Origin of the sequence: Sulfitobacter sp. S223 (assembly GCF_025143825.1) — a bacterium.
Taxonomy (GTDB): domain Bacteria; phylum Pseudomonadota; class Alphaproteobacteria; order Rhodobacterales; family Rhodobacteraceae; genus Sulfitobacter.
Window position 1 is genome coordinate 1,352,778 of sequence record NZ_CP083560.1, and the last position, 25,252, is coordinate 1,378,029.

At 58.2% G+C, this 25,252-nt stretch carries 23 protein-coding genes; 20 read left to right on the forward strand and 3 right to left on the reverse strand.

Annotated elements, in window-relative coordinates:
- Window positions 1–9: 9 nt before the first annotated feature.
- From K3757_RS06525 to mraY, 3 genes are all read left to right on the forward strand, one after another.
- Window positions 10–1,482 carry a UDP-N-acetylmuramoyl-L-alanyl-D-glutamate--2,6-diaminopimelate ligase gene (locus K3757_RS06525; protein WP_260000316.1) on the forward strand — a complete coding sequence of 491 codons (1,473 nt, stop codon included), beginning with the start codon at window positions 10–12 and terminating at the stop codon, window positions 1,480–1,482.
- Window positions 1,479–2,906, forward strand: coding sequence for a UDP-N-acetylmuramoyl-tripeptide--D-alanyl-D-alanine ligase (gene murF, locus K3757_RS06530; RefSeq protein ID WP_260000318.1), 1,428 nt, complete (start codon window positions 1,479–1,481; stop codon window positions 2,904–2,906). Before K3757_RS06525 ends, murF begins: the two co-directional genes overlap by 4 nt.
- 76 nt (window positions 2,907–2,982) lie before the next feature.
- The gene (mraY, locus tag K3757_RS06535) at window positions 2,983–4,065 is read left to right on the forward strand and encodes a phospho-N-acetylmuramoyl-pentapeptide-transferase (RefSeq protein ID WP_260000321.1); all 1,083 of its coding nucleotides are present in this window, start codon (window positions 2,983–2,985) and stop codon (window positions 4,063–4,065) included.
- 66 nt (window positions 4,066–4,131) lie between these two features.
- On the opposite strand, the gene K3757_RS06540 is transcribed toward mraY, so the two are convergent.
- Window positions 4,132–5,046 (reverse strand): glutaminase, encoded by a 915-nt coding sequence (locus K3757_RS06540; RefSeq protein ID WP_260000323.1) that lies wholly within the window; start codon window positions 5,044–5,046, stop codon window positions 4,132–4,134.
- A gap of 55 nt (window positions 5,047–5,101) precedes the next feature.
- On the opposite strand from K3757_RS06540, the gene murD reads away from it, so the two are divergent.
- Window positions 5,102–6,499, forward strand: a complete 1,398-nt coding sequence (gene murD, locus K3757_RS06545; RefSeq protein ID WP_260000325.1) for a UDP-N-acetylmuramoyl-L-alanine--D-glutamate ligase — start codon at window positions 5,102–5,104, stop codon at window positions 6,497–6,499.
- A 3-nt stretch (window positions 6,500–6,502) separates the two neighbouring features.
- On the opposite strand, the gene K3757_RS06550 is transcribed toward murD, so the two are convergent.
- Window positions 6,503–7,681, reverse strand: coding sequence for an aminoacetone oxidase family FAD-binding enzyme (locus K3757_RS06550; RefSeq protein ID WP_260000326.1), 1,179 nt, complete (start codon window positions 7,679–7,681; stop codon window positions 6,503–6,505).
- A 110-nt stretch (window positions 7,682–7,791) separates the two neighbouring features.
- On the opposite strand from K3757_RS06550, the gene K3757_RS06555 reads away from it, so the two are divergent.
- The 16 genes from K3757_RS06555 to K3757_RS06630 all read left to right on the forward strand — a co-directional run bounded on the left by K3757_RS06555 (window position 7,792) and on the right by K3757_RS06630 (window position 24,884).
- Window positions 7,792–8,316 carry a peroxiredoxin-like family protein gene (locus K3757_RS06555; protein WP_260000328.1) on the forward strand — a complete coding sequence of 175 codons (525 nt, stop codon included), beginning with the start codon at window positions 7,792–7,794 and terminating at the stop codon, window positions 8,314–8,316.
- A gap of 123 nt (window positions 8,317–8,439) precedes the next feature.
- On the forward strand, window positions 8,440–9,606 hold the full coding sequence (gene ftsW / locus K3757_RS06560) for a putative lipid II flippase FtsW (RefSeq protein WP_260000330.1): 1,167 nt from the start codon (window positions 8,440–8,442) through the stop codon (window positions 9,604–9,606).
- A gap of 47 nt (window positions 9,607–9,653) precedes the next feature.
- On the forward strand, window positions 9,654–10,709 hold the full coding sequence (locus K3757_RS06565) for a UDP-N-acetylglucosamine--N-acetylmuramyl-(pentapeptide) pyrophosphoryl-undecaprenol N-acetylglucosamine transferase (RefSeq protein WP_409202580.1): 1,056 nt from the start codon (window positions 9,654–9,656) through the stop codon (window positions 10,707–10,709).
- Window positions 10,706–12,121, forward strand: coding sequence for a UDP-N-acetylmuramate--L-alanine ligase (murC, locus tag K3757_RS06570; protein WP_260000334.1), 1,416 nt, complete (start codon window positions 10,706–10,708; stop codon window positions 12,119–12,121). The genes K3757_RS06565 and murC overlap by 4 nt, the downstream gene beginning before the upstream one ends.
- A complete protein-coding gene (locus tag K3757_RS06575; protein ID WP_260000337.1) occupies window positions 12,118–12,369 on the forward strand; it encodes a DUF2484 family protein in 252 nt (83 codons plus the stop codon). Before murC ends, K3757_RS06575 begins: the two co-directional genes overlap by 4 nt.
- The gene (locus K3757_RS06580) at window positions 12,369–12,629 is read left to right on the forward strand and encodes a DUF2484 family protein (protein WP_260001202.1); all 261 of its coding nucleotides are present in this window, start codon (window positions 12,369–12,371) and stop codon (window positions 12,627–12,629) included. The genes K3757_RS06575 and K3757_RS06580 overlap by 1 nt, the downstream gene beginning before the upstream one ends.
- A gap of 7 nt (window positions 12,630–12,636) precedes the next feature.
- The gene (locus K3757_RS06585; protein ID WP_260000339.1) at window positions 12,637–12,915 is read left to right on the forward strand and encodes a hypothetical protein; all 279 of its coding nucleotides are present in this window, start codon (window positions 12,637–12,639) and stop codon (window positions 12,913–12,915) included.
- On the forward strand, window positions 12,912–13,829 hold the full coding sequence (gene murB, locus K3757_RS06590; protein ID WP_260000341.1) for a UDP-N-acetylmuramate dehydrogenase: 918 nt from the start codon (window positions 12,912–12,914) through the stop codon (window positions 13,827–13,829). The genes K3757_RS06585 and murB overlap by 4 nt, the downstream gene beginning before the upstream one ends.
- A gap of 125 nt (window positions 13,830–13,954) precedes the next feature.
- The gene (locus K3757_RS06595; protein ID WP_260001204.1) at window positions 13,955–14,836 is read left to right on the forward strand and encodes a D-alanine--D-alanine ligase; all 882 of its coding nucleotides are present in this window, start codon (window positions 13,955–13,957) and stop codon (window positions 14,834–14,836) included.
- Window positions 14,824–15,714: a cell division protein FtsQ/DivIB gene (locus K3757_RS06600; protein WP_260000343.1), complete on the forward strand. Its 891-nt coding sequence runs from the start codon at window positions 14,824–14,826 to the stop codon at window positions 15,712–15,714. Before K3757_RS06595 ends, K3757_RS06600 begins: the two co-directional genes overlap by 13 nt.
- On the forward strand, window positions 15,711–17,045 hold the full coding sequence (gene ftsA, locus K3757_RS06605; protein WP_260000345.1) for a cell division protein FtsA: 1,335 nt from the start codon (window positions 15,711–15,713) through the stop codon (window positions 17,043–17,045). The genes K3757_RS06600 and ftsA overlap by 4 nt, the downstream gene beginning before the upstream one ends.
- Before the next feature lie 535 nt (window positions 17,046–17,580).
- Entirely contained in the window at window positions 17,581–19,260 is a 1,680-nt protein-coding gene (gene ftsZ / locus K3757_RS06610; RefSeq protein WP_260000347.1) for a cell division protein FtsZ, read from the forward strand.
- Between the two features lie 207 nt (window positions 19,261–19,467).
- Entirely contained in the window at window positions 19,468–20,391 is a 924-nt protein-coding gene (gene lpxC / locus K3757_RS06615; RefSeq protein WP_260000349.1) for a UDP-3-O-acyl-N-acetylglucosamine deacetylase, read from the forward strand.
- A gap of 170 nt (window positions 20,392–20,561) precedes the next feature.
- Window positions 20,562–21,434, forward strand: coding sequence for an outer membrane protein assembly factor BamD (locus K3757_RS06620; protein ID WP_260000351.1), 873 nt, complete (start codon window positions 20,562–20,564; stop codon window positions 21,432–21,434).
- A 36-nt stretch (window positions 21,435–21,470) separates the two neighbouring features.
- Window positions 21,471–23,120 (forward strand): DNA repair protein RecN, encoded by a 1,650-nt coding sequence (gene recN / locus K3757_RS06625; RefSeq protein ID WP_260000353.1) that lies wholly within the window; start codon window positions 21,471–21,473, stop codon window positions 23,118–23,120.
- 75 nt (window positions 23,121–23,195) lie between these two features.
- On the forward strand, window positions 23,196–24,884 hold the full coding sequence (locus K3757_RS06630) for a chloride channel protein (RefSeq protein WP_260000355.1): 1,689 nt from the start codon (window positions 23,196–23,198) through the stop codon (window positions 24,882–24,884).
- Here K3757_RS06630 and K3757_RS06635 read toward each other — a convergent pair.
- Window positions 24,881–25,225: a DUF427 domain-containing protein gene (locus tag K3757_RS06635; RefSeq protein ID WP_260000356.1), complete on the reverse strand. Its 345-nt coding sequence runs from the start codon at window positions 25,223–25,225 to the stop codon at window positions 24,881–24,883. The two genes, K3757_RS06630 and K3757_RS06635, sit on opposite strands and share 4 nt — an antisense overlap.
- Window positions 25,226–25,252: the final 27 nt, after the last annotated feature.

Consider the following 25,252-nt stretch of genomic DNA (forward strand, 5'->3'; position numbering starts at 1 on the left):
GCACACCCCATGAGCACCACCTTGAATTCACTGGGGCTTATGGCCGCAGGCGGAGAGAATCCCACCCTTACAAACCTTTGCGTAGACAGCCGCAAGGTTGAACCTGGCACTCTGTTCGCAGCGATGCCCGGTTCGGTCGTCCATGGTGCCAGCTTTGTTGATGCGGCGCTTGAGCGTGGTGCCGTTGCCGTGTTGACCGATGCTCAGGGTGCGCAGCTTGCGGGGGATGCTGTTCGCGCAGCAGGGGCGGCTCTTGTCATCGCGGATGATCCGCGTGAGGCGCTGGCCCGCACAGCTGCTCTGTGGTTCGGTGCCCAGCCAAAGACGATGATCGCGGTAACGGGCACAAATGGTAAAACATCGGTCAGCACCTTTGTCCGCCAAATCTGGATCGAGATGGGGCTTGCCGCCATTAACCTTGGCACGACTGGTGTTGAGGGGGCGTGGACCGCGCCGCTTGCCCATACCACGCCAGAGCCGATAACCCTGCACAGCACCCTTTCGGATGCCGCCAAAAACGGCATAACCCATGCCGCGATGGAGGCATCCAGCCACGGGCTTGACCAGCGACGCCTTGATGGTGTGACGCTGACGGCTGCGGGTTTCACGAATTTCACGCAAGACCATCTGGATTATCACGAAACCTTTGAGGCCTATTTCGACGCCAAGGCCGGTCTTTTTGCGCGCGTACTTCCGCAAGACGGAACTGCCGTGATCAACATTGATGATCCCAAGGGGGTTGATATGGCAGCGATCGCGTCTGCGCGCGGTTGCGACGTGATCACGGTGGGCCGTGACGGTGGCGATCTGCACCTCACTGCGCAGCGGTTTGATGCAACGGGTCAGGATTTGCGCTTTAGCTGGCGCGGTAAAGCCTATCAGAAGCGCCTTGAGTTGATCGGCGGCTTTCAGGCCGACAACGTGCTGCTGGCTGCGGCGCTTGTGATTGCTTGCGGCGCAGACCCGTCAGAGGTGTTCGACACGATCCCGCATCTAAGCACTGTGCGCGGACGCATGCAGTTGGCCGCAACACGTGACAACAGCGCAGCGGTTTTTGTTGACTATGCCCACACGCCTGATGCGGTAGCCACAGCACTTTCTGCGATGCGTCCCCATGTGATGGGGCGTCTAGTGGCGATTGTCGGTGCAGGCGGTGACCGTGACCGCGCAAAGCGTCCGTTGATGGGGGCGGCAGCGGCCAAGCACGCCGATCTGGTTTTCGTGACCGACGACAACCCCCGTTCCGAAGTACCCGCAAGTATCCGCGCTGCTGTCATGGCTGGCTGTCCGGATGCCACCGAAGTAGGGGACCGCGCCGAGGCTATCTTGCGCGCGATTGATGTTCTGGGATCCGGGGACGCCCTGCTGATTGCAGGCAAGGGGCATGAGACAGGTCAGACCATCGGTGACGATGTGCTGCCCTTTGATGATGTGGAACAAGCCAGCGTGGCAGTGGCCGCACTCGACGGGAGACTGACATGACATTGTGGACAGCAGCAGAGGCACAGGCCGCAACCGGTGGCCGCGTACAGGGTGACTGGTCGGTTAACGGTGTATCGATTGATACGCGCACCATTGCAGCGGGCGATCTGTTTGTTGCGCTCAAGGATGTCAGGGACGGTCACGACTTTGTAGCGCAGGCTTTGGCGAACGGAGCAGGGGCAGCATTGGTTTCTCGCATCCCTGATGGCGTAGGCGATGATGCCCCGTTGTTGATCGTCGAGGATGTACTCAAAGGCCTCGAAGCACTGGGGGCCGCGGCGCGTGGGCGCACACAGGCCAAAGTCATCGGCATTACAGGCTCAGTCGGCAAGACCTCTACCAAAGAGATGCTGTTGGCCATGCTCGCGCCGCAAGGGCGCACACATGCTTCTGTCGCCAGCTATAACAACCACTGGGGCGTGCCGCTAACTCTTGCGCGCATGCCTGCGGATACGGAATACGCGATCATTGAGATGGGCATGAACCACCCCGGTGAGATCTTACCGCTGACCATGTTGGCACAACCCCATGCGGCACTGATCACCACCGTCGCTGCTGCCCATCTTGAAGCCTTTGACGATATCGCGGGGATCGCTTTGGAAAAGGCGAGCATTTTTGAAAGCCTGCCGATCGGTGCACCCGCAGTATATAATGCAGATGTTGAGACCGCGGCGATCCTTGCGGCCAAGACCATAGACCGCCGCCTGAACGGCATCGCCTTCGGCGAACATGGCTATGAGTGGAGGCTCAAAGACCTGACCATTCAAGGCGACACGACAATTGTGCAGGCTCAAGTCGGCGATGAACCACTGTTGTTCAAGCTTGCCACACCCGGACGTCACTTTGCGATGAATGCATTGGGCGCGCTTGCGATTGTGCAATCGATTGGTGCGGATTTGGGGCAGGCGGTCACTGAATTGGGTCGTTGGACACCTTACAAGGGGCGCGGGCAACGCGAAGTCATCCAGCTTGACCCGACCGAGCCGCGCGAAGCGCTATCGCTTATTGATGACAGCTATAATGCCAACCCGACGTCAATGGCCGCCTCGTTGGAGGTCTTGGCAGGGGCCACCACGACGGATGGGGTAGGGCGCCACGGCAAAGGCCGCCGCATCGCTTTCTTGGGTGACATGAAAGAGCTGGGACCGGATTCAGTCGCACTTCATGCAGGGCTGGCACATCTGGCGGCGACCAAGAAACTGGATGTAATCCATTGTGTCGGCCCGTTGATGCAATCGCTGTATGATTTGTTGCCCGAACATCAGCGCGGTGCATGGTTTGAGACGTCGGAAGAGATGTGCCAAGGGCTGCGCCACCGCATTGATGCAGGCGATGTGGTGCTGGCCAAAGGCTCTTTGAGTATGAAGTTGGGCCTTGTCGTTGACGCCATCCGCAAAATGGGCCATCCGGTGTCGGAAGAATAACCCCTGTATTAAGGGCGCGCGGCAGTAACGGCCACCACATGTGGGGCCACTGCCTCTGATTAAGTAAGGACGATGTATGCTGTATTGGTTGACCCTTCTCTCGGACGGTGGTGATTTTTTCAACCTTTTCCGCTACATCACCTTCCGGGCCGGCGGGGCGTTCTTGACAGCACTCGTCTTCGGGTTTCTCTTTGGTCGCCCGCTGATCAACATGTTGCGCCGGACCCAAGGCAAGGGGCAGCCGATCCGCGATGATGGCCCCGAGGGGCATTTTGCCAAGGCAGGCACTCCGACGATGGGCGGTTTGCTGATCGTCGGCGCGCTGCTGACGTCAACGCTTCTGTGGGCGCGGTTGGACAATCCGTTCATCTGGATGGTCCTGTTCGTCACGATGAGCTTTGCCGCCATTGGTTTTGCTGACGATTATGCAAAGGTCAGCAAGCAGACTGTGGCAGGCGTGTCTTCAAAGGTGCGGCTGCTGCTGGGCTTTGTGATTGCCGGGATTGCCGGCTATTGGGCCGCGCAATACCACCCTGAAACCTTGCAATACCAACTGGCACTGCCGGTATTCAAAGACACGCTTGTGAACCTAGGATTTCTGTTTGTGCCGTTTGCGATGATCGTGATCGTCGGTGCGGCGAATGCGGTGAACCTCACGGACGGGCTCGACGGGCTGGCAATCATGCCGGTGATGATCGCGGCAGGCACGCTGGGCGTGATCGCCTACGCCGTTGGTCGTGTGGATTTCACCGAATACTTGGACGTGCACTATGTCCCCGGCACCGGCGAAATCCTGATCTTTACTGCCGGTCTGTTCGGCGGCGGCCTTGGCTTCTTGTGGTATAACGCGCCGCCAGCCGCGGTTTTCATGGGCGATACGGGCAGCCTTGCCTTGGGCGGCGCGCTTGGGGCCATCGCGGTTGCCACCAAGCACGAGTTGGTTCTGGGCATTGTCGGTGGTTTGTTTGTGGTGGAAGCGCTGAGCGTCATCATTCAGGTGCTTTACTTCAAACGCACGGGTAAACGCGTTTTCCTGATGGCACCGATCCATCACCACTATGAGAAAAAGGGCTGGGCCGAGCCACAGATCGTGATCCGCTTCTGGATTATTTCCCTGATCCTCGCGTTGATCGGACTGGCAACACTTAAAGTCCGCTAAACAAATTTCCGGCAGGATCGGCTTTAAGGCCGGTCCGCCAGTACCCTCTGGCGGCGTGGGAAAAGGTCAGAAGATCGACCACCCCATTTGTCGCGCCAGAAGTGCCATGGCTTCGGTCCCCTTGAGGGAGTTGCCATAGCGGTTCAGGCCGGGCGACCAGACAGCAACACTGGCCACACCGGGAACTATGGCAAGGATGCCACCGCCGACCCCGGATTTCGCAGGCAGGCCAACCCGATAAGCGAAATCTCCTGACCCGTCATAGTGACCGCATGTCAGCATCAGCGCGTTCAGGCGTCTGATGCGCGGCGGCATAATCATGCGCGGCAGTTGCGGGCTATCTATCAGAAAGCGGCCTGCCATAGCCAACTGCCGCGCTGTCATCTCAATTGCGCAATGGTGGAAATAGGTTCCAAGGGTCTTTTCCGGCGCATTCTTGAGGTTGCCGGTAGAGGCGAGGAAGTGCGCCAGCGCATAGTTGCGGTGACCGTGGGCATTCTCTGATTCAGCAACACGCTGGTTGATGTGGATGTCTTCATCCTCGGCTGCGGTGCGCACAAACTGGACGATCTCGCCCAGGGTTTCACGCGGGGCGCGACCAGCGAGCAATTCGTCGGTCACGACGATTGCTCCGGCATTGATGAACGGGTTGCGGGGGCGGCCTTCTTCCGCCTCCAACTGCACAATGGAGTTGAAGGCGCGGCCAGAAGGTTCACGGCCGACACGTTTCCACAACTGGTCACCCGAACGCCCAAGCGCGACAGCCAAGGTGAAAACTTTGGTCACAGACTGGACGGAGAACGGCGTTTCCGCGTCACCGGCGCTGTAGAGCTGGCCATCGGCGGTCGCAACGGCGATCCCGAACTGGTCCGGTGCGATACCGGCAAGTTCCGGAATATACGCCGCAACTTCACCCCAGTCACTGTCACTGCGCATGTCCGCGTTGAGTTGAGACAGAATCTCTGGCAAGTGAGATGGCATAAGGCCTCCGGGATCGGGGGTGTTCGGGTCAGGCACCGTTAACAGGAGACACAAGATGATACCAGTACAGGGCATGCAGGGGCAGCGGGTGGCGATACTGGGCCTTGGGCGTTCGGGCCTGTCGGCGGCACGTGCACTAAAGGCGGGCGGGGCGGAACCGGTGTGCTGGGACGACAACCCCCGCGCCCGCGAGGCTGCCGAGGCCGAAGGATTTGAATGTCTGGAGCTGACCCGCTCAGGTGCGTTCGATGGTGTTGCACGGCTAATCGTAAGCCCGGGCATTCCGCATCTGTATCCTGCGCCAAACCCTGTTGTGGCCGCAGCCTTGGAAGCCGGTGTGCCGGTGGACAATGACATCGGGTTGTTTTTCCAAAGCTTCGCCACCTCCGAGTGGAACAGTTTTGATGTGGCACCGCGGGTCATTGCGATCACAGGATCAAACGGTAAGTCGACAACCTCGGCGTTGATCCATCACATTCTTGAGCATGCGGGCCGCAACAGCCAGTTGGCGGGCAACATCGGGCGCGGTGTTCTGGATATTGAACCTGCGCCGAATGGCGGTGTGGTGGTGTTGGAGCTGTCCAGCTATCAAACCGATCTGGCGCGTAGCCTGACGCCGGATATTGCGGTGTTCACGAACCTTAGCCCCGATCATCTTGACCGTCACGCAGGCATGGGTGGCTACTTTGCGGCCAAGCGTCGGCTGTTTGCAGAGGGTGGACCGGACCGCGCGGTGATCGGGGTTGACGAACAAGAAGGCGCCTTCCTGGCGGGGCAGCTAAGCGAGGGCGCGGTCGATGACCGCGTGATCCGCGTGAGTGTGGAGCGCAAGCTGACCGGACCGGGCTGGCAGGTCTTCGCACGCAAGGGCTTTCTAAGCGAATACCGGAATGGCAAACAGGCAGCTTCAATTGATCTGCGCGGGGTCTCCGGGCTACCGGGCGCGCATAACCACCAGAATGCATGCTGTGCTTATGCGGCCTGCCGCGCGATGGGGCTGGCGCCAAAAGTGATCGAGGCGGCATTCCACAGCTTTGGTGGCCTGCCACACCGCAGCCAGACCATCGGAGAGAAAAACGGCGTGCGCTTTGTGAATGACAGTAAGGCCACAAATGTAGATTCCGCTGCGAAAGCCTTGCAGGCCTTTGATAACGTCCGCTGGATTTGTGGCGGTCTTGAAAAGGAGGGGGGGCTGGACGGCCTTGCCACCGCCTCAGGGTCGGTTCGAAAGGCCTATGTGATCGGGCGCGAAGCAGCAGGCTTTGCCATGCAGTTGAAAGTAACGGCAGAGGTTTGCACCACGATGGAAGTGGCCGTGGCCCGTGCCATTGCCGATGCCGAACCGGGCGATGTGGTTTTGCTGGCTCCGGCGGCGGCAAGCTTTGATCAATACGACAGTTTTGAAAAGCGCGGTGATGATTTTGTGCAGCTTGTGCAGGCACATCTGGACTGAGGATCAGCGCGCCGAGTTCAGGTCAGCGGCAGCAGCCATGGCCGAGGACCACGCCCACTGGAAATTGTAGCCGCCAAGCCATCCTGTCACGTCGACCGCTTCGCCGATGAAGTAAAGATCGGGCTGCGTTTTGACCGCCATCGTGCGTGAGCTAAGCGCATCAGTGTCCACGCCGCCCAGCGTGACTTCGGCCGTGCGGTACCCTTCGGTGCCGCCGGGGAACAATTCCCACTGGCGCAACCCGTCCACCAGCGCGCCCAGACGTTTGTCAGACCAATCAGCCAGATTACCGCTTAGATCGAACAGACCTGCCAGATGCTCCACCAGTCGGGCGGGCATCAAGCGGGCAAGTTCAGTCGTCATGTTGCGGCGGCCGGCAAGGCTGCGCTGGCTACGCAGAGCCTCCAACATGCCTTCGGGTGCAATGTCGAAAGTAACGGGCTGGCCGTCGGTCCAATAGGAAGACACCTGCAAAACGGCAGGGCCCGACAGGCCGCGGTGTGTGAAAAGCAGCGCTTCCTCGAACACAGGTCCTTTTGCATGGGCTTTGGCTGGCGTCGAAACACCCGAGATTTCGGCAAAGCGGCTGTCAGGGAAGGTGAAGGGCACAAGTGCAGGCCGCGTGTCGGTTACTGGCAGGTTGAACTGCTGCGCGATGTCATAGGCAAAGCCGGTCGCGCCCATCTTGGGGATGGATTTGCCGCCTGTCGCAACGACGATCCGCCGCGCAGTGACGGCATGTGTCTTTCCTGCCGAATGCAGGGAAAGTGTATAACCGTTTGGCATCTTTTTTACATTGCTGACAGAGCTTTGCAGCCGCAATTCGACATCACGGGCATCCATCAGCTTGCGCAGCATGGCGATGATGTCTTTGGCGCTGTTATCGCAAAACAACTGACCCAACGTCTTTTCGTGCCACGCAATACCATGCGCCTCTACCAGCGCGATAAAGTCCCACTGGGTATAACGCGCCAAAGCGGATTTGGCGAAATGGGGATTGGCGCAGATAAAGGCCTGCGGATCAGTATAGAGATTCGTGAAATTGCATCGTCCGCCGCCAGAGATGCGGATCTTTTCACCCGGCGCTTTGGCGTGGTCAACCAGCAGGGTGCGCCCGTCCAGATGGGCGGCACACATCATGCCAGCGGCACCGGCCCCTATGATAACTGTCTCGAATTCCATAGCGAGGGGGGTGCCTGAGAGGACGGGTCTGGTCAAGCCTTTGTGACAAGGCTTGTCGGCGCGATTGCTATGCCTAGTTCCTATCAGGAAACAGATAAAGGATATGACCGATGACAGCACTCCCCGCCGGAAGCACTTTTCCGAAAAACGATGTCTCCGCCCTTGGTGGCGGCACGTTGACCCTTGGCGCGCCACGCGGTGACCATGATTGGCAGCTCATTGTCGTGTACCGCGGGCTGCATTGCCCGATCTGCAAATCCTATCTGGCACGTCTGCAAGAGCTTGAGCCGACGTTTAACGATTTAGGTGTCGATGTGGTTGCTGTCTCTGCCGATCCTGAAGAAAAGGCGCAGGCTTTCGCCGATGAAAAAGAACTGAAGCTGGCCATAGGCTACGGGCTTAGCGTGGCACAGATGAATAGCTTGGGTCTATATGTGTCTGATCCGCGCAGCCCGCAAGAAACCGACCGCCCCTTTGCAGAGCCGGGCGTGTTCGTGGTCAACGCAGAAGGGGATATTCAGATCCTCGATGTCTCTAACGCGCCGTTTGTCCGACCGGACCTGCAAAGCCTTGCGAACGGGATCAAGTTCGTCCGCGGAAACGACTACCCAATTCGGGGCACCCACTCAGGGTGATCCAGCCTCCTTGCCTGCGTGCGCAAAAGGGTTCAAAGACCCTAGCCGCGCAGGCAAATGCGCGTTATACTAAATGTAGACCTCCGCAAAGGAGGCGAGACAGGCAGTGTAAGGCACGTACCCATGACAGAAATGGTCTATGGCGCGGTCCCGATGCGGGACGGCGAACCAATCCTACCCAAGTGGTGGAGAACGCTCGATAAATGGGCGTTGTCATGCATTCTGATGCTTTTTGGCGTCGGCATGTTGCTGGGCCTTGCTGCGTCTCCGCCCTTGGCTGAGAAGAACGGTTTCGAGCCGTTCCATTACGTGCAAAGGCAAGCATTCTTTGGCGGTTTAGCGATGATTGCCATGATGCTGACTTCAATGATGACGCCCACAGTTGTGCGCAGACTTGCTGTGATCGGCTTCGCTCTGTCATTTTTCGCACTGATGATGCTGCCGTTTTTCGGAACGGATTTTGGTAAGGGCGCTGTGCGCTGGTACAGTCTTGGATTTGCTTCCGTCCAGCCATCCGAATTCCTCAAGCCCGGTTTTGTGGTTGTGGCCGCGTGGATGATGGCTGCAAGCCTTGAGATCAACGGCCCTCCGGGCAAGGCCTGGTCTTTCGGTATCTGTATCTCAATTGTTCTGATGCTGGCGCTGCAGCCTGACTTTGGTCAGGCCTGTCTGGTGTTGTTCGGCTGGGGTGTGATGTATTTCGTGGCTGGCGCGCCGATGGTGCTGCTGGTTGGTATGGCCGGAATGGTGGTTCTGGCTGGGACCTTAGCCTATTCAAGCTCCGAGCACTTTGCGCGCAGGATTGACGGATTCCTAAGTGTGGATGTCGATCCGACAACGCAGCTGGGCTATGCCACCAACGCCATCCGCGAGGGCGGATTGTTCGGTGTTGGCGTGGGCGAGGGCGAAGTGAAATGGTCGCTACCCGATGCGCACACAGATTTCATTATCGCGGTCGCTGCCGAGGAATACGGGCTTGTTCTGGTGCTGTGCATCATCGCGCTTTATTCCTTCGTTGTGGTTCGCTCACTGCTGCGCCTGATGCGCGAGCGTGACCCGTTTGTACGGCTTGCCGGTACAGGGCTTGCCTGTATGTTCGGCGTGCAAGCCATGATTAACATGGGTGTGGCTGTGCGTTTGTTGCCTGCAAAGGGCATGACGCTGCCTTTCGTCAGTTACGGCGGCAGCTCGGTCATTGCATCGGGCATCGCTTTGGGCATGTTACTGGCCTTTACCCGCACCCGTCCACAGGGTGAAATCAGCGCATTGCTGTCACGAGGCCGAACGTGAGCGGCGCGCCTCTTTTGGTGATCGCGGCCGGTGGGACCGGTGGTCACATGTTTCCCGCGCAGGCGCTGGCGGAGGTGATGCTGGCGCGCGGCTGGCGGGTGAAGTTAAGCACCGATGCACGTGGCGCGCGCTATACAAGCGGGTTCCCCGAACCGGTAGAGGTCGAACAGATCGCAAGTGCAACATTCGCGCGCGGTGGCCTGCTTGCAAAAGCATTGGTGCCTTTCAGAATTCTAGGTGGCACAGTGAGTGCTGCGATCCGTATGTTGCGAGACCGGCCTGCGGTCGTTGTAGGCTTTGGCGGCTATCCGTCCATTCCCGCCTTGGGGGCCGCATGGATGCTGCGCCTGCCACGGATGATCCATGAACAAAACGGTGTGCTTGGCCGGGTGAACGAGGTGTTTGCAAAGCGGGTGGATCGTGTGGCCTGTGGCACGTGGCCAACCACGCTGCCTGAAGGTATCGAAGGCTACCATGTCGGTAATCCGGTTCGTTCGGCTGTGCTGGAACGGGCAGGGGCCGGCTATATCGCGCCGGGCGATTACCCTATGGAGCTATTGGTCATGGGCGGCAGTCAGGGCGCGCGCATCCTAAGCGATGTTGTGCCTCCGGCAATTGCGGCATTACCGATGGATATGTTGCGCAACATCCGCGTGAGCCATCAGGCCCGCGACGAGGACTCCACCCGCGTCTCGGAATACTATGCAGAGAATGGCATTGATGCTGACGTGCAGCCCTTCTTTCATGATGTGCCGCGCCGCATGTCCGAAGCGCAGCTGGTGATCAGCCGCTCTGGCGCATCATCGCTTGCCGATATTTCCGTGATCGGTCGGCCGTCTATCTTGATCCCCTTTGCTGCTGCTGCGGGGGACCATCAGGTCGCCAACGCGCGCGGTCTGGTCGAGGCCGAAGCCGCCGTGATGATCCGTGAAGAAGCGGCAAACCCCGATACCCTGACTGAATTCATCCACACGATCCTGTCAAACGGTCCTGCCGCAACGTCAATGGCGAACCGTGCCTTGTCGCTTGGTAAGCCAGAAGCGGCACAAACGCTTGCCGATATGGTCGAAGAACTCACTACCCCCAAGGAGCCTGTTTCATGAACGCCGTAACCAAACTGCCCGGAGACGTGGGCGCCATTCATTTCGTGGGCATCGGCGGTATCGGCATGTCTGGCATTGCGGAGGTATTGTTGAACCACGGCTATACGGTTCAGGGTTCTGACCTGAAAGCCACGCCAATCACCGACCGGCTGGCAGAGCTAGGCGCGACCATATTCGAAGGCCAAACCGCCGAGAACGTCGATAATGCACAGGTTGTGGTGATTTCCTCAGCGATTAAGCCGGGCAACCCGGAGCTTGACGCGGCACGTCTCAAGGGTTTGCCAATTGTGCGCCGTGCAGAAATGCTGGCCGAGTTGATGCGCCTCAAGTCCAACATCGCCATCGCAGGCACACACGGCAAAACAACCACGACGACGATGGTCGCGGCGCTGCTGGATGGCGGCGGCTTTGATCCCACTGTGGTTAACGGCGGTATCATCCACGCCTACGGCTCGAACGCGCGTAAGGGGGAGGGCGAGTGGATGGTCGTCGAGGCCGATGAAAGCGACGGGACGTTCAACCGCCTTCCGGCTACCATTGCCATCGTCACCAACATTGACCCCGAGCATATGGATCACTGGGGCACGATCGAGAACCTGCGTCAGGGCTTTCTTGAATTTACGTCCAATATTCCATTCTACGGTGTGGCTGTCTGCTGCATCGACAACGCCGAGGTTCAGGCGCTTGTTGGCAAGATCACGGATCGCCGTGTGATTTCCTACGGGTTCAATGCACAGGCTGATGTCCGCGCGGTTGGCCTGCACTACAAGGCAGGCGTGGCCCATTTTGATATTCACCTGCAAAACGAAGACATCATCATAAAGGATTGCGCGCTGCCGATGCCGGGCGATCACAACGTCTCTAATGCGCTGTCTGCTGTAGCCGTTGCGCGGCATTTGGGGATGAAGGGTGAAGAAATCCGCGCGGCGCTGGCCAGCTTTGGTGGTGTGAACCGCCGGTTTACGCGCGTGGGCGAAGTCGACGGTGTCACGATCATTGACGATTACGGTCACCACCCTGTCGAGATTGCCGCCGTGCTGAAAGCGGCGCGTCAGGCGACCGAGGGGCGCGTGATTGCCGTCCATCAACCGCACCGCTATTCGCGCCTGAGCCATCACTTTGATGAATTCTGCGCCTGCTTTAATGACTGTGATGTCGTTGGGATCGCAGATGTTTATGCCGCTGGCGAAGACCCGATTGAGGGCGCGGACCGCGATAGTCTGGTGGCAGGATTGATCCAGCACGGTCACCGTCACGCCCGCCGCGTGGACGGGCCGGAAGATCTGGCCAAACTGGTGGCCGAACAGGCACGACCCGGTGATATGGTGGTCTGCCTTGGGGCGGGCACAATCAGCAGTTGGGCCAATGGTCTTCCCGATGCCCTGCGCGCGCTCAAAGGGGCTGCAGCGTGACGCTGATCTGGCTGTCCATAGGCTGGGTTTTCGCCTCCGCACTTGTCGCGACGCTGCCGATGCGTCACCAGTATTTTCCCGGTGTGGTCCTGTTACTGGCGGCCCCCGTGCTGATCGTACTCGCCGGGATCCAGTTTGGCTGGATCTTTGCGTTGTTGGGCCTTGCGGCGTTTGTATCCATGTTCCGTAATCCGCTCCGCTATATCGTGGCGCGGCTGCGCGGAGAGCATCCGGAGATTCCAGAATGATCAGCCTCTCACTCACTCTCGCATGCCTTTGGGCCGTGGTTGCCAATATATTGGCCATGACACCGAGCAAGGATTATCATTGGCGCAACGCCTATATCCTGATTGCGGTCGGAATTCCGATTGTCGGCTATGTGGTGATGCAGCACGGGCCATGGATCGGGTTACTGGTGCTTGCCGGTGGGTGTTCCGTCTTGCGCTGGCCTGTGATTTATTTGGGCCGCTGGGTGGGTCGCCGCGTTCGCACCACCCCTGCGGAGTGACGCTATAATGCTCATGGTTCTGGTGGCAGGTCTGGCGATCTGGATGTTCGGCTGCGCATACGCCGGATATAAAAAGCGCTTCGGGCTCTTTGTGATTGTTACACTGATAGGTATGGGGCTGAACACGGCTTGGATGTGGTTTGGTCTCGAGGCGATGCCGCTATCCCCGGCTGCACTAACAGCTCATGCCGCAGCACTTTTGTACGCATTCGGGGCACTGGGCGTCGGCTGGCTGATAGGCCGCATCGTTCGCAGCTTTCGCAGCAGTAAGGTAGACAAAACATGAGCGGCATGCCGACCCCGCGGGGGAAATTGACCCCGAAACGCCCCCTGTCCGAGCTGACATGGCTGCGCGTTGGCGGACCTGCCGACTATCTGTTCCAGCCTGCTGATCTGGAGGATTTGCAAAGCTTCCTGCGGGAACTTCCAACTGATCGCGAAGTGTTTCCGATGGGCGTTGGTTCCAACCTCATCGTGCGCGACGGCGGATTAAGGGCCGCGGTAATCCGGCTTGGGCGTGGTTTTAACGGAATTGAAATTGACGGTGGTCAGGTCACCGCAGGTGCCGCCGCGCTGGATGCACATGTGGCGCGCAAGGCGGCGGATGCGGGGCTGGACCTGACATTCTTGCGAACCATTCCAGGTAGTATTGGCGGCGCGGTGCGTATGAATGCCGGCTGCTACGGTAGCTACACTGCTGACTATTTTGTCGAAGCGCAGGCCGTGACGCGGGCAGGGGAGCTTGTGACGCTGACGGCTGATGATCTGAAATTCCAATACCGTCAGAGTGAACTACCGCAAGGCGCGGTGCTTGTTAGCGCGACTTTCGCGCCGCCTGCTGGTGATCCGGAACAGCTTCATGCCCGTATGATTGACCAGCTTGCCAAACGGGATGCATCCCAGCCTACGAAAGATCGCAGTGCTGGTTCCACCTTCCGCAATCCGGCTGGCTTCAGCTCTACCGGACTGGCGGATGACGTGCATGACCTGAAGGCGTGGAAGGTTATTCAGGATGCGGGGATGAAGGGTGCGATCCTTGGTGGTGCGCAAATGTCCCCCAAGCATGCGAATTTCCTGATCAACACAGGCGAAGCCACTGCCGCTGATCTCGAAGGTTTAGGCGAGGAAGTGCGAAAAAAGGTTTACGATTCCAGCGGTATCACGTTACAGTGGGAAATTATGCGAATAGGCGAAAAATAAGCGTCAGATCGCATGGGCTAATGCCGTAAAAACGGCAACCAATAAGAAATAAGGGCCGAAAAAGGCCCGGGACATTGAGGCACAAGGGTATGTCGAGCAGGACAAACCCCACAGTGGCGGTACTCATGGGTGGACCCTCGGCCGAGCGCGAGGTCTCGCTCAGCACGGGGCGCGCATGCGCAGCCGCACTGCGGGAATACGGATACAATGACGTGATCGAGGTCGATGCAGGCCCCGATCTTTGTGCCGTTTTGACAAGTATGAAACCGGACGTGGTGTTCAATTGCCTGCATGGTCGCTGGGGCGAGGACGGCTGCGTTCAGGGCATACTTGAGTGGCTGAAAATTCCTTATACGCATTCCGGTGTTCTGGCGTCTGCTGTCGCAATGGATAAGCAGCGTAGCAAAGACATTTTTCGGGCAGCTGACCTTCCCGTCGTGCCCAGCATGATCGTGCCAGCCCAGCGGGTGCGTGAATGTCATGTCATGACCGCCCCTTATGTGGTCAAGCCGAATAACGAAGGCTCTTCCGTCGGAGTTTATCTGGTTTCCGATGAAAACAGCGGCCCACCACAGTTGGGTCCGGAAATGCCCGAAATGGTCATGGTTGAGGCCTTCGCACCTGGCCGCGAGCTGACGACGACAGTACTGGGCGATCGCGCGCTGACAGTGACCGACATCATCACCACTGGCTGGTATGACTATGACGCCAAGTACAAAGAAGGCGGATCACACCACGTTGTGCCTGCTGACATCCCGAAAGAGATTTTCGACCTGTGTCTTGATTACGCCCTGCGCGCGCACAACGCATTAGGCTGCCGTGGTGTTAGCCGTACCGATTTTCGCTGGGATGAGGCGCGCGGCGTGGCCGGATTGATCTTGCTTGAGACGAACACACAACCGGGCATGACCGGTACATCGCTGACGCCCGAACAGGCGCAAGCCACGGGAATGAGCTTTCCAGAGCTTTGTAACTGGATTGTGGAGGACGCATCATGCGGTCGTTGATCCGCAAGAAACCGATTGCTGGCAGACCCGATCCTGCGCCGTCGCGTTGGTCGTGGCGGATGCAGCGGCTGATGCTGACGCCGGGTATCCGGCTTGCGCTGCGCGCTGGGGTGCCGTTTTGCATCACGCTGGCGTTAGGGACATGGTATCTGTCAGACGAAGCGCGCCGTGGCGCGATCGAAACGGCCGTGGCCGAGGCCCGTGCCAGTATCGAAACCCGTCCTGAATTTATGGTTAATCTTATGGCTGTCGATGGGGCGAAGGATGAGCTGGCCAGCTACATCCGTGAAACCCTGCCGCTGGATTTTCCGGTCTCAAGTTTTGATCTCGACCTTGACGCCATGCGCGCCAAAGTTACTGAAATCTCGGCTGTCAAAACAGCATCCGTGCGGATCCGTCCGGGTGGTGTTCTGCAAATCGATATTGAGCCGCGCAAGGCTGTTGCTTTATGGCGCAACGAAGATGGCCTCGCGCTGGTGGATGAGAATGGCATCTACGTTGCTGCCGCAACCAGCCGCTATGCGCGTCCTGATCTGCCGTTGATCGCGGGTGAGGGGGCAGACAAATATGTGGCCGAGGCACTGGAACTGATACAGGCCGCGGCCCCGTTGGGGGAACGGCTGCGCGGATTGGTGCGTATGGGAGAGCGGCGCTGGGACGTTGTTCTGGACCGTGACCAACGCATTTTGCTGCCATCCGAAGAACCCCAGCGCGCGCTGGAGCGTGTGCTGGCTTTGGAGAGCGCCCAAGATATTCTGACCCGCGATGTAGCGCGGGTAGACATGCGGCTGGCACGCCGACCAACAGTGCAAATGACAAATGAGGCCGCCGAAGAGAGGTCGGCCCAACAGGCAGCGTTTAGGGCAAACAAACAATGAATGATCTATATAACAGCCAGCGCACCATGCGGCAGATGCGCAAGATCGCGATGCAGCGCGGTGTGGTTGCTATTCTGGACGTAGGCAGCTCCAAGATCGCGGCACTTGTGCTGCGCTTTGACGGTTCAGCCCGCCTGGATGACGAGGGTGAGATTGGATCGCTGGCAGGGCAGTCCGGCTTTCGCGTGATCGGCGCGGCGACAACGCGTTCGCGCGGTGTGCGCTTTGGTGAAATCGCAGCGATGGGCGAAACCGAACGCGCCATTCGCACAGCGCTGCAAGCGGCGCAAAAGATGGCAGGCATTCGTGTCGATCACGTAATCGCTTGTTTCGCTGGGGGCGAGCCGCGCAGCTATGGTCTGGATGCGATGGTCACGCTTGAAGATCAGGTGGTCACCGAAGACGACGTGGCCCGTGTACTCAGCAGCTGCGATGTGCCGGAATACGGTGAAGGCCGTGAAGTGTTGCATGCTCAACCGGTGAACTTTGCCCTTGATCACCGCAGCGGGTTGATTGATCCGCGTGGCCAGCTCGGCAACGAGCTAAGTGTTGATATGCACATGCTGACTGTGGATGCCGCAGCCATTCAACATCTGGCCTATTGCATCAAACGGTGCGATCTGGAACTCGCAGGGATTGCGTCCTCCGCCTATGTCTCTGGTATTGCCGCATTGGTGGAAGACGAACAGGAGCTGGGTGCTGCCTGTATTGATCTGGGCGGCGGAGCGACTGGTGTGTCGATTTTCATCAAGAAACACATGATCTACTCTGACAGCATTCGCATGGGCGGGGATCACGTCACCTCTGATATTTCGATGGGACTGCAGGTTCCAACAGCCAACGCCGAGCGGATCAAGACGTTCTATGGCGGCGTGCAGGCCACCGGCATGGATGACCGCGAAATGATCGAAATCGGCGGAGAGACCGGCGATTACGAACATGACCGCCGTACAGCCAGCCGTGCCGAGTTGATTGGCATCATGCGCCCGCGCGTTGAGGAAATTCTGGAAGAGGTCCGCGCGCGTCTGGACGCCGCCGGTTTTGACCATCTTCCCAGCCAACAGATTGTATTGACGGGTGGCGGCAGCCAAATTCCGGGCCTGGATGGATTGGCGAGCAAGATTTTGGGACAGCAGGTGCGCCTTGGCCGTCCTTTGCGTGTTCATGGCCTACCGCAAGCCGCTACTGGCCCGGGGTTCTCTTCGGCTGTCGGTTTGGCGCTGTTTGCCGCGCATCCGCAGGACGAATGGTGGGACTTTGACATCCCCGCTGACCGCTATCCTGCACGATCGCTCAAGCGCGCGGTCAAGTGGTTCAAAGACAACTGGTAAGGCATCTCGCTGCATCCAGAAATTTGACAATTTTAAAATTGACCCTCCGATCGGTTGTCCTTTCGGAGGGCCATTTTTTTCTGATGTACGATTTCGGATGCCGATCCTGCTTTGGTCTATTTAAACCTATCCTGCATGGTGCTGTAGATGCTTTTTGCTTGCAAAAACGCTTGCAGAAAGGGTGACAAGACCGAATCCTTCGTGTATCCTTCCCGTTAAGCGCATCAGGACCCACCAGAGGTCCAGCATCAATAAGCGCACCGGCGGGTCGAGCAGGACCCAGATTAGATAGATATGTTGTCGTCGCGCACCCTTTGGTTGCGGGTGATTTTTTGGCGGATGGTTGTGTTTTACGCAGTCTCCGCAATATCTGTGCCGATGGGCGAAATCTCGCGGATTGGGGTGAGATTTTGTCTATATTTGGTGTAAAACTGATGTTTTCTACGTGACGCGAGCGGAACGCGCGTTTAGTATTAAGCAAATTTGGGAAAAAAACGCTCGCGCGGTGCGGGCAAGCAGAACAGGCGGAACCAAGATGACTTTGAACCTTTCGATGCCGGGACAGGACGACCTCAAGCCACGCATCACCGTTTTTGGTGTAGGCGGGGCAGGCGGCAACGCCGTGAATAACATGATCGAGAAAGAGCTCGATGGTGTTGATTTCGTTGTTGCCAACACGGATGCGCAGGCGCTCCAACAGGCCAAGTCAACGAGCCGGGTTCAGTTGGGCATCAAGGTTACCGAAGGTTTGGGCGCGGGCGCCCGCGCAACTGTTGGTGCTGCCGCTGCCGAAGAGAGCATTGAGCAGATTGTGGATCACCTTGCCGGTGCGCACATGTGCTTTATCACCGCTGGTATGGGCGGTGGTACAGGGACAGGCGCCGCGCCGATCATCGCGCAGGCCGCGCGTGAACTGGGCGTTCTGACCGTTGGTGTTGTGACCAAGCCTTTCCAGTTTGAAGGCGCAAAGCGGATGCGTCAGGCCGAAGACGGTGTGGAAGCACTGCAAAAAGTCGTCGACACGCTGATCATCATTCCCAACCAGAACCTTTTCCGTCTGGCGAATGAAAAAACCACCTTCACCGAAGCTTTCTCGATGGCTGACGATGTTCTGTATCAGGGTGTCAAAGGCGTCACCGATCTGATGGTTCGCCCCGGCCTTATCAACCTCGACTTTGCGGACGTGCGCGCCGTGATGGACGAGATGGGCAAGGCCATGATGGGTACGGGTGAGGCCGAAGGCGAAGATCGCGCCATTCAAGCTGCTGAAAAAGCCATTGCTAACCCGCTATTGGACGAAATCTCGCTGCGCGGTGCCAAGGGTGTTCTGATCAACATTACAGGCGGCCACGACCTGACCTTGTTCGAACTGGACGAAGCAGCGAACCGCATTCGTGAAGAAGTTGACCCAGAGGCGAACATCATTGTCGGTTCCACATTGGATGAGACAATGGGTGGCATGATGCGCGTGAGCGTTGTTGCGACAGGTATCGATGCGCTGGATGTGAACACGGATATGCCCGTGCCGCGCCGCTCGATGTCCAAGCCGCTCAAGCAAGAAGCGATTGAAGAAGCTGTAGAAGAGCCGACACCTGCACCAGTTGCAGCAAGCGTCGCTGTTGTTGCAGAAGAGCATGACGAAGAGCCTCGGGCGCCAAGCTTCTTTGACGAAGCGCCACGTGAAGCTGCCCGTACCGAGAGCCGCGATCTGTTTGAAGGTCGCCGCAACGAGTATGCTGAAGAGCGCGCCGATGACATGCCGCCTCCGGCCTATACGCCTGAGCCTGCCGCGTATGAGCAGCAGCACGATCATCTGGAAGCAGAGCCAGAAGCGTTTATCGCGCCGCGTGCTCCGACACCGGGTACGCCGTCACCAGAAGCGATGGCGCGCCTGCGCGCAGCCGCACAACGTGCGACACCAGCGGCACAGCAACCACGTGCTGCCGCCGCACCAGAACCGCAAGCCGCGCCAGCACCGACAGCAGCGGCAGGTGAGCGTCCTCGTTTCGGGATCAACTCGCTCATCAACCGTATGACCGGCGCGCAAGAGGGCGAGGGCCAGCCGCGCGCTGCAGCTCCCGCACAGCAGCCGCCACGCCAGCAGCCACCGGTCCAGCGTCAGCAGGCTGCTGCTGCTCCGCAGCCCCGTCAGGAAGCTGCACCAGACCAAGAACGCATCGAAATTCCAGCGTTTTTGCGTCGTCAGGCAAACTAAATTACATCATTTCGTGATGTGGAAGGCCGCCTTGGGGCGGCCTTTTTCTATTTTGATATAAGAGGTTATGTTGCAGGTGGCGGGTTTGTGCCGGATTGTAACAGTGATGTTTCAGACCGTTGCAATCCTTGATTTGAACGATTGCAACCGGAAGCCTAGTTAAGGGTTAATCAAGTACATACTTGAATCAAACCCGAGGACGGCAGCGTGCAAAACACCGTAAAAACAGCGATCAGCTTTACAGGTAAAGGCCTGCATTCAGGCAAACCTGCGACAGCGACAATTGTTCCGGCTGCTCCGAACTATGGTATCTGGTTCAAGCGGACAGACGTCGATCTTGGTGACCGGATGGTTCCGGCGCGCTGGGATGCGGTGAACCGTTCACCCCTTTGCACCAAGCTGGAAAACAAAAGCGGCCTTCAGGTTTCCACTGTTGAGCACCTTATGGCTGCGCTTGCCGGTTGTGGCATCCATAACGCATTGATTGAGCTTGATGGCCCGGAAGTGCCGATCCTTGACGGATCTGCTGCCCCTTTCGTGCGTGGCATCATGGCGCACGGCGTGCTGATGCAATCTGCCCCGGTCATGGCTTTCGAAGTGTTGAAAGAAGTCACCGTGCGTGACGGCGACGCGGTTGCGACCATCGCGCCCTCCGACACGCTTCGCATTGATTTCGAGATCGATTTTGCTGATGCGGCGATTGGTCACCAGCAAAAATCATTGGTGATGAACAATGGTTCATTCGCACGTGAGCTGTGTGACAGTCGTACCTTCTGCCGTCAGGCGGATGTAGACGCCATGCAGGCCAACGGCCTTGCGCTTGGTGGTATGCCGGGTGAAAATGCGGTTGTTTTTGATGGTGACGCGGTTCTGAGCCCAGGTGGCCTACGCCACGCGGATGAACCCGTGCGTCACAAGATGCTGGATGCTTTGGGTGATCTTGCGCTGGCGGGTGCCCCTCTGCTGGGCCACTATACGGGCGTCCGTGCAGGCCACTCCTTGACCAACACACTGCTGCGCGCCTTGTTCGACACACCTGGCGCAGTGCGTCTGGTGCAGTGTAACGGCGCAATGGCTGCGCGCTTGCCCGGTCACGGCCTTGTCTGGAATGAAATTCCGGCTGTTGCCTGACCGGTAATTATCCTACAAGATTTCCAAAGGCTTGAGGCGATGGTTTCGGGCTTTTGTACAAAGTAGGAAATGGGCGTTTTGCACCGCTAATTATTGTGCTAACACCAAAGTCAAACAGGGGTTAAGCCTCTGAAATGGACTGTAGCGGTAAAGAATAAGGATAGCCAAGGATGGGTTTTGGAGGGTCTGCAAGACGTCTTTCCGTCACTTTGGTGGCTGTTGCGGCATTGTCAGCGTGCGGAGGCTCACAAGATACGGGCCGCTTTACGAAGAATTTCTTCAATCCACAGGAAATTCCGCTGGAAACATACACGCCTGAACAAATTTTCGAGCGTGGCGAATTTGAACTGAACCGTAAGCGCCCCGCCGAAGGGGCATTCTACTTCGCCGAGATTGAGCGTTTGTACCCCTATTCGGAGTGGGCCAAGCGTGCGTTGATCATGCAGGCGTTTGCCTATCATCAGGATGGGGATTACCCGAACAGCCGTTCTGCGGCACAGCGGTTCATTGATTTTTACCCCGACGATGACGATGCTGCTTATGCGGCTTATCTGCTGGCCCTCAGCTATTATGATCAGATTGATGATGTGGGCCGCGATCAGGGTCTGACCTTTCAGGCACTGCAAAGCCTGCGTTCCGTGATTGAGCGCTATCCTGACAGCGAATATGCGCGTGGCTCGATCCTGAAATTCGATCTGGCGTTTGATCACCTCGCCGGTAAAGAAATGGAAATCGGTCGCTATTATTTGCGCCGTGACCACTATGCTGCTGCCATTAACCGCTTCCGCGTGGTTGTTGAGGATTTCCAGACCACCACCCACACGGCTGAGGCACTGCACCGTCTGGTAGAGGCATATCTGAGCCTTGGTTTGACGGATGAGGCGCAGACCGCAGGCGCGATTTTAGGTCACAACTATCAGTCGACCGAATGGTACGAGGACAGCTACAAGCTGCTTACCGGACGCGGTCTTGAGCTTAAATCGCTTGGCAACAACTGGTTGTCGGCTATTTACCGTCAAACGCTGAAAGGCGATTGGATCTAACGTGCGCACCCGCACGCCTGTGACGGAACCTGTTTGATGCTGCGCGGTCTAGACATATCCGACATGCTGATCATTGAAAGGCTGGAGCTGAATTTTCAGCCCGGCCTCAATGTGTTGACGGGTGAGACGGGCGCGGGGAAATCTATCCTGCTTGATAGTCTGGGCTTTGTCTTGGGGTGGCGCGGGCGCGCCGATCTGGTGCGTCAGGGCGCTGCACAAGGTGAAGTGACCGCGTGGTTTGATCTTGACGAAAATCACCCAGCGCGGGCAGTTCTGGAAGAAGCCGGTCTGCCTGTAACGGATGAGCTGATCTTGCGCCGGATCAACACCGCAGATGGCCGCAAGACTGCCTGGGTCAATGACCGGCGTTGTTCTGGTGAGGTGTTGCGCGCGCTGAGCGAAACATTGGTTGAACTACACGGCCAGCATGATGATCGCGGATTGCTCAATCCCAGAGGTCACCGGACCATTCTCGATGATTTTGCTGGGCTTGATGCGGCCCGCGCAAAGGTGCGTAGCGCTTGGAGCGAGATGGCGCGCATCCGCAAAGCGCAGGCCGCCGCTGCCAAGGCGCAAGAAGAGATCCGTGCCGAAGAAGAATTCCTGCGCTATGCCGTATCTGAACTGGATAAGCTGAGGCCGGAAGAGGGCGAAGAAGCTGCGCTAGATACCAAACGCCGGATGATGCAGGCCGCCGAGAAAATCCGTGCAGATGTCGTTAACGCCTATGAGGCGATGGGCCAAAGCGGTGCAGAGGCGCAGTTGGCTGATGCATTCCGGTGGCTTGACGGGGCTGCGGCACGCGCTGACGGCACGTTGGAAGAACCGATGGCCGCGCTGAACCGCGCGATGATCGAGCTGGACTCAGCGATGGAAGGCGTCGTTCAGGCGATTGAGGCGATGTCATTCGATGCCCATGAACTTGAAGACACCGAAGAGCGGCTGTTTGCTATTCGGGGGCTCGCGCGAAAACACGATGTGCAGCCGGATGAGCTGGCCGGTTTTGCCGATACGCTCCGCACCAAGTTGAACGCGCTGGACGCGGGTGAGGCCGAGCAGGCGAAGCTGATTGCAGAAGTCCGCGCAGCAGAAACTGCCTATGACGTTACAGCGCAAGCGCTCAGCGATGCGCGCGCCAAAGCCGCAGCCAAACTGGACAAAGCCGTTAGCGGTGAGCTTGCACCACTAAAGATGGAGCGTGCGGTTTTTGCGACGCAGATCACACCCGAGGCAGAGGGCCCTGAAGGCCGTGACGCAGTTTCCTTTACAGTTGCCACAAACCCCGGTGCGCCTGCGGGGCCGATCAACAAGATCGCCTCTGGGGGTGAACTGAGCCGCTTTCTGCTGGCCCTGAAGGTGTGCCTGACGCAAGGCCAATCCGGCCTTACCCTGATCTTCGACGAAATTGACCGCGGTGTGGGCGGGGCCACGGCCGATGCGGTAGGCCGTCGATTGGCCGCGATTGCCGAAGGTGGTCAAGTGCTGGTCGTGACCCATTCGCCTCAGGTAGCGGCGTTGGGTGCCCATCATTGGCGGGTCGAGAAATCAGTGACCAAAGGCATGACAACAACCAATGTCGTGCCACTTACCACGGAAGAGCGGGTGGACGAAGTTGCCCGCATGGTGGCCGGTGACACGATCACCGATGCCGCCCGAGAGGCCGCTCGCGCCTTGCTGAGCGCCTGACGGCTTGAAACAGCAGCCGCAATATGGTTTCCGCAAGGGTAACCTTTCCGCGTGCCTTGCAATTGAAAGCGCCCCATGACCGAGCCTTCCCGCTCACTTTTGTCACAGCAGTTGACCCTAGTCGTTGGCAGTGCCCGCGATGGGTGGCGCGTTCTGCGGCATAAGGGACCGGGAAAGATCACCTTCTGGTTCATCGCCCTTCTTGTTGGTATTGCCGCCGGCTTTGCCGCGCTGTTGTTCCGAAAGGGTATCTACGGGCTGCAAACAATGCTGTACGGCACGGATGATGTTCAGCATTTGCATAGTTTCCTGATTGGGTTGGAGTGGTACTGGATTGTCATCATTCCGACTGTCGGGGGGCTGGTCTCCGGGCTTATCCTTCACCATTTCACGCGTGATGCGCGCGCGCGATCGGTTGCGGATGTGATTGAGGGGGCTGCCTTGCATGAGGGCAGGGTAGAGACGCGTGCAGGTCTGGCGTCCGCGTTGGCATCTATGGTCACATTGGGGACCGGCGGATCATCCGGGCGCGAGGGGCCGGTCGTCCATCTGGCGGCGGTTATATCAACTTGGATCAACCGCCGGATCAATGCGGACGGGATCACGGGGCGTGACCTTTTAGGATGTGCCGTAGCAGCCGGTGTATCGGCCAGCTTCAATGCCCCGATCGCCGGTGCGCTTTTCGCGCTCGAAGTCGTGCTGCGCCACTTTGCTGTCCATGCTTTTGCACCCATTGTGATTGCAAGCGTTGCAGGGACTGTGATCAACCGGTTGGAATTCGGCGGTGTGACAGAATTCAAGTTACCGGTCATGGGGGATCTTCAATTTTATGTCGAACTACCGGCATTTTTGCTTTTGGGTCTGACCTGTGGTCTGGTTGCGGTCGTCCTGATGCGCGCGGTCTTCTGGGCTGACAACATTGGCAATTACATCCAATCCCGCACCAAATTGCCGCGCTACATCCGCCCGATGGCAGCAGGTGCCTTGCTTGGCGGGATTGCCTTGTGGTTTCCGCATATCATTGGCGTCGGGTATGAGACCACTTCGCTGGCTTTGACGGGGGAACTTGTGTTCCATGAGGTCGTGATTTTCGCAGTGCTCAAGGTGGTGGCAGTGGCGATCACACTGGGCGGCCGCATGGGGGGTGGTATCTTTTCGCCCTCGTTAATGGTTGGCGCACTGGTGGGGCTGGCTTTTGGCCTGATCGCCACAGGGTTCTTCCCGAACGTTTCAGGCTCAACCTCGCTCTATGCACTGGCGGGCATGGGCGCTGTGGCTGCGGCCGTGCTGGGTGCACCTATTTCCACCACGCTGATTGTGTTTGAGCTGACGGGTGACTGGCAGACTGGTCTGGCGGTTATGGTCGCGGTCAGTTTGTCCACGGCGCTTGCCTCCAATCTGGTTGACCGCAGCTTTTTCCTGACCCAGATCGAGCGGCGCGGCATTCACCTTGCAGCTGGTCCGCAGGCCTATCTTTTGGCTATGTTTACAGCATCCAAGACCATGCGCGCACCCGAACATCCACGCGCAGCGGATGAGACGACATGCTGGGAAATGATTGGTGACGGGCTTTATATCGACGGCGCCACGACACTGGAAACAGCGATCCCGATGTTCGAGAATTCAGGCGCGCTGTTTCTACCAGTGGTCAGGTTGTCTGCGGATGCCGCGCCGCCTGAATTGCTGGGCGCGTTGTTCCATGTAGATGCCTTGCGCGCGTATAATCGCGCGCTGGCAGCCACCGCAGCCGAGGAACATTCCTAGATCTGCTCGACAGCGATCTCTTCCATGTTGTGAAAGGCAAGATGGTCTTTGATCCGCTCGACAACTTCTTTCGGCTCTTCATAAGACCAAACAACGTTTTCCAACGTCCGGCTTTTGGTGACGACGGAAAAGTAGCGTGCGTCGCCTTTGTGCGGACAATGAGAGGTCTTGTCGCTTGGATCAAGAAAGGCCATCGCGATATCTTCACGCGGGAAGTAGATTACCGGCGGATAGTCCCCTTCGACAAGCTCCAGCGCATTGCTGCTTTCGCCCAGAACGGCCCCGCCTGCGCGGATAGCCCAAGTGCCCGGTGCTTTTCGGATAGTAATGTAGTCAACCATGTATATCTCCCCCCAACGTGATTAGCG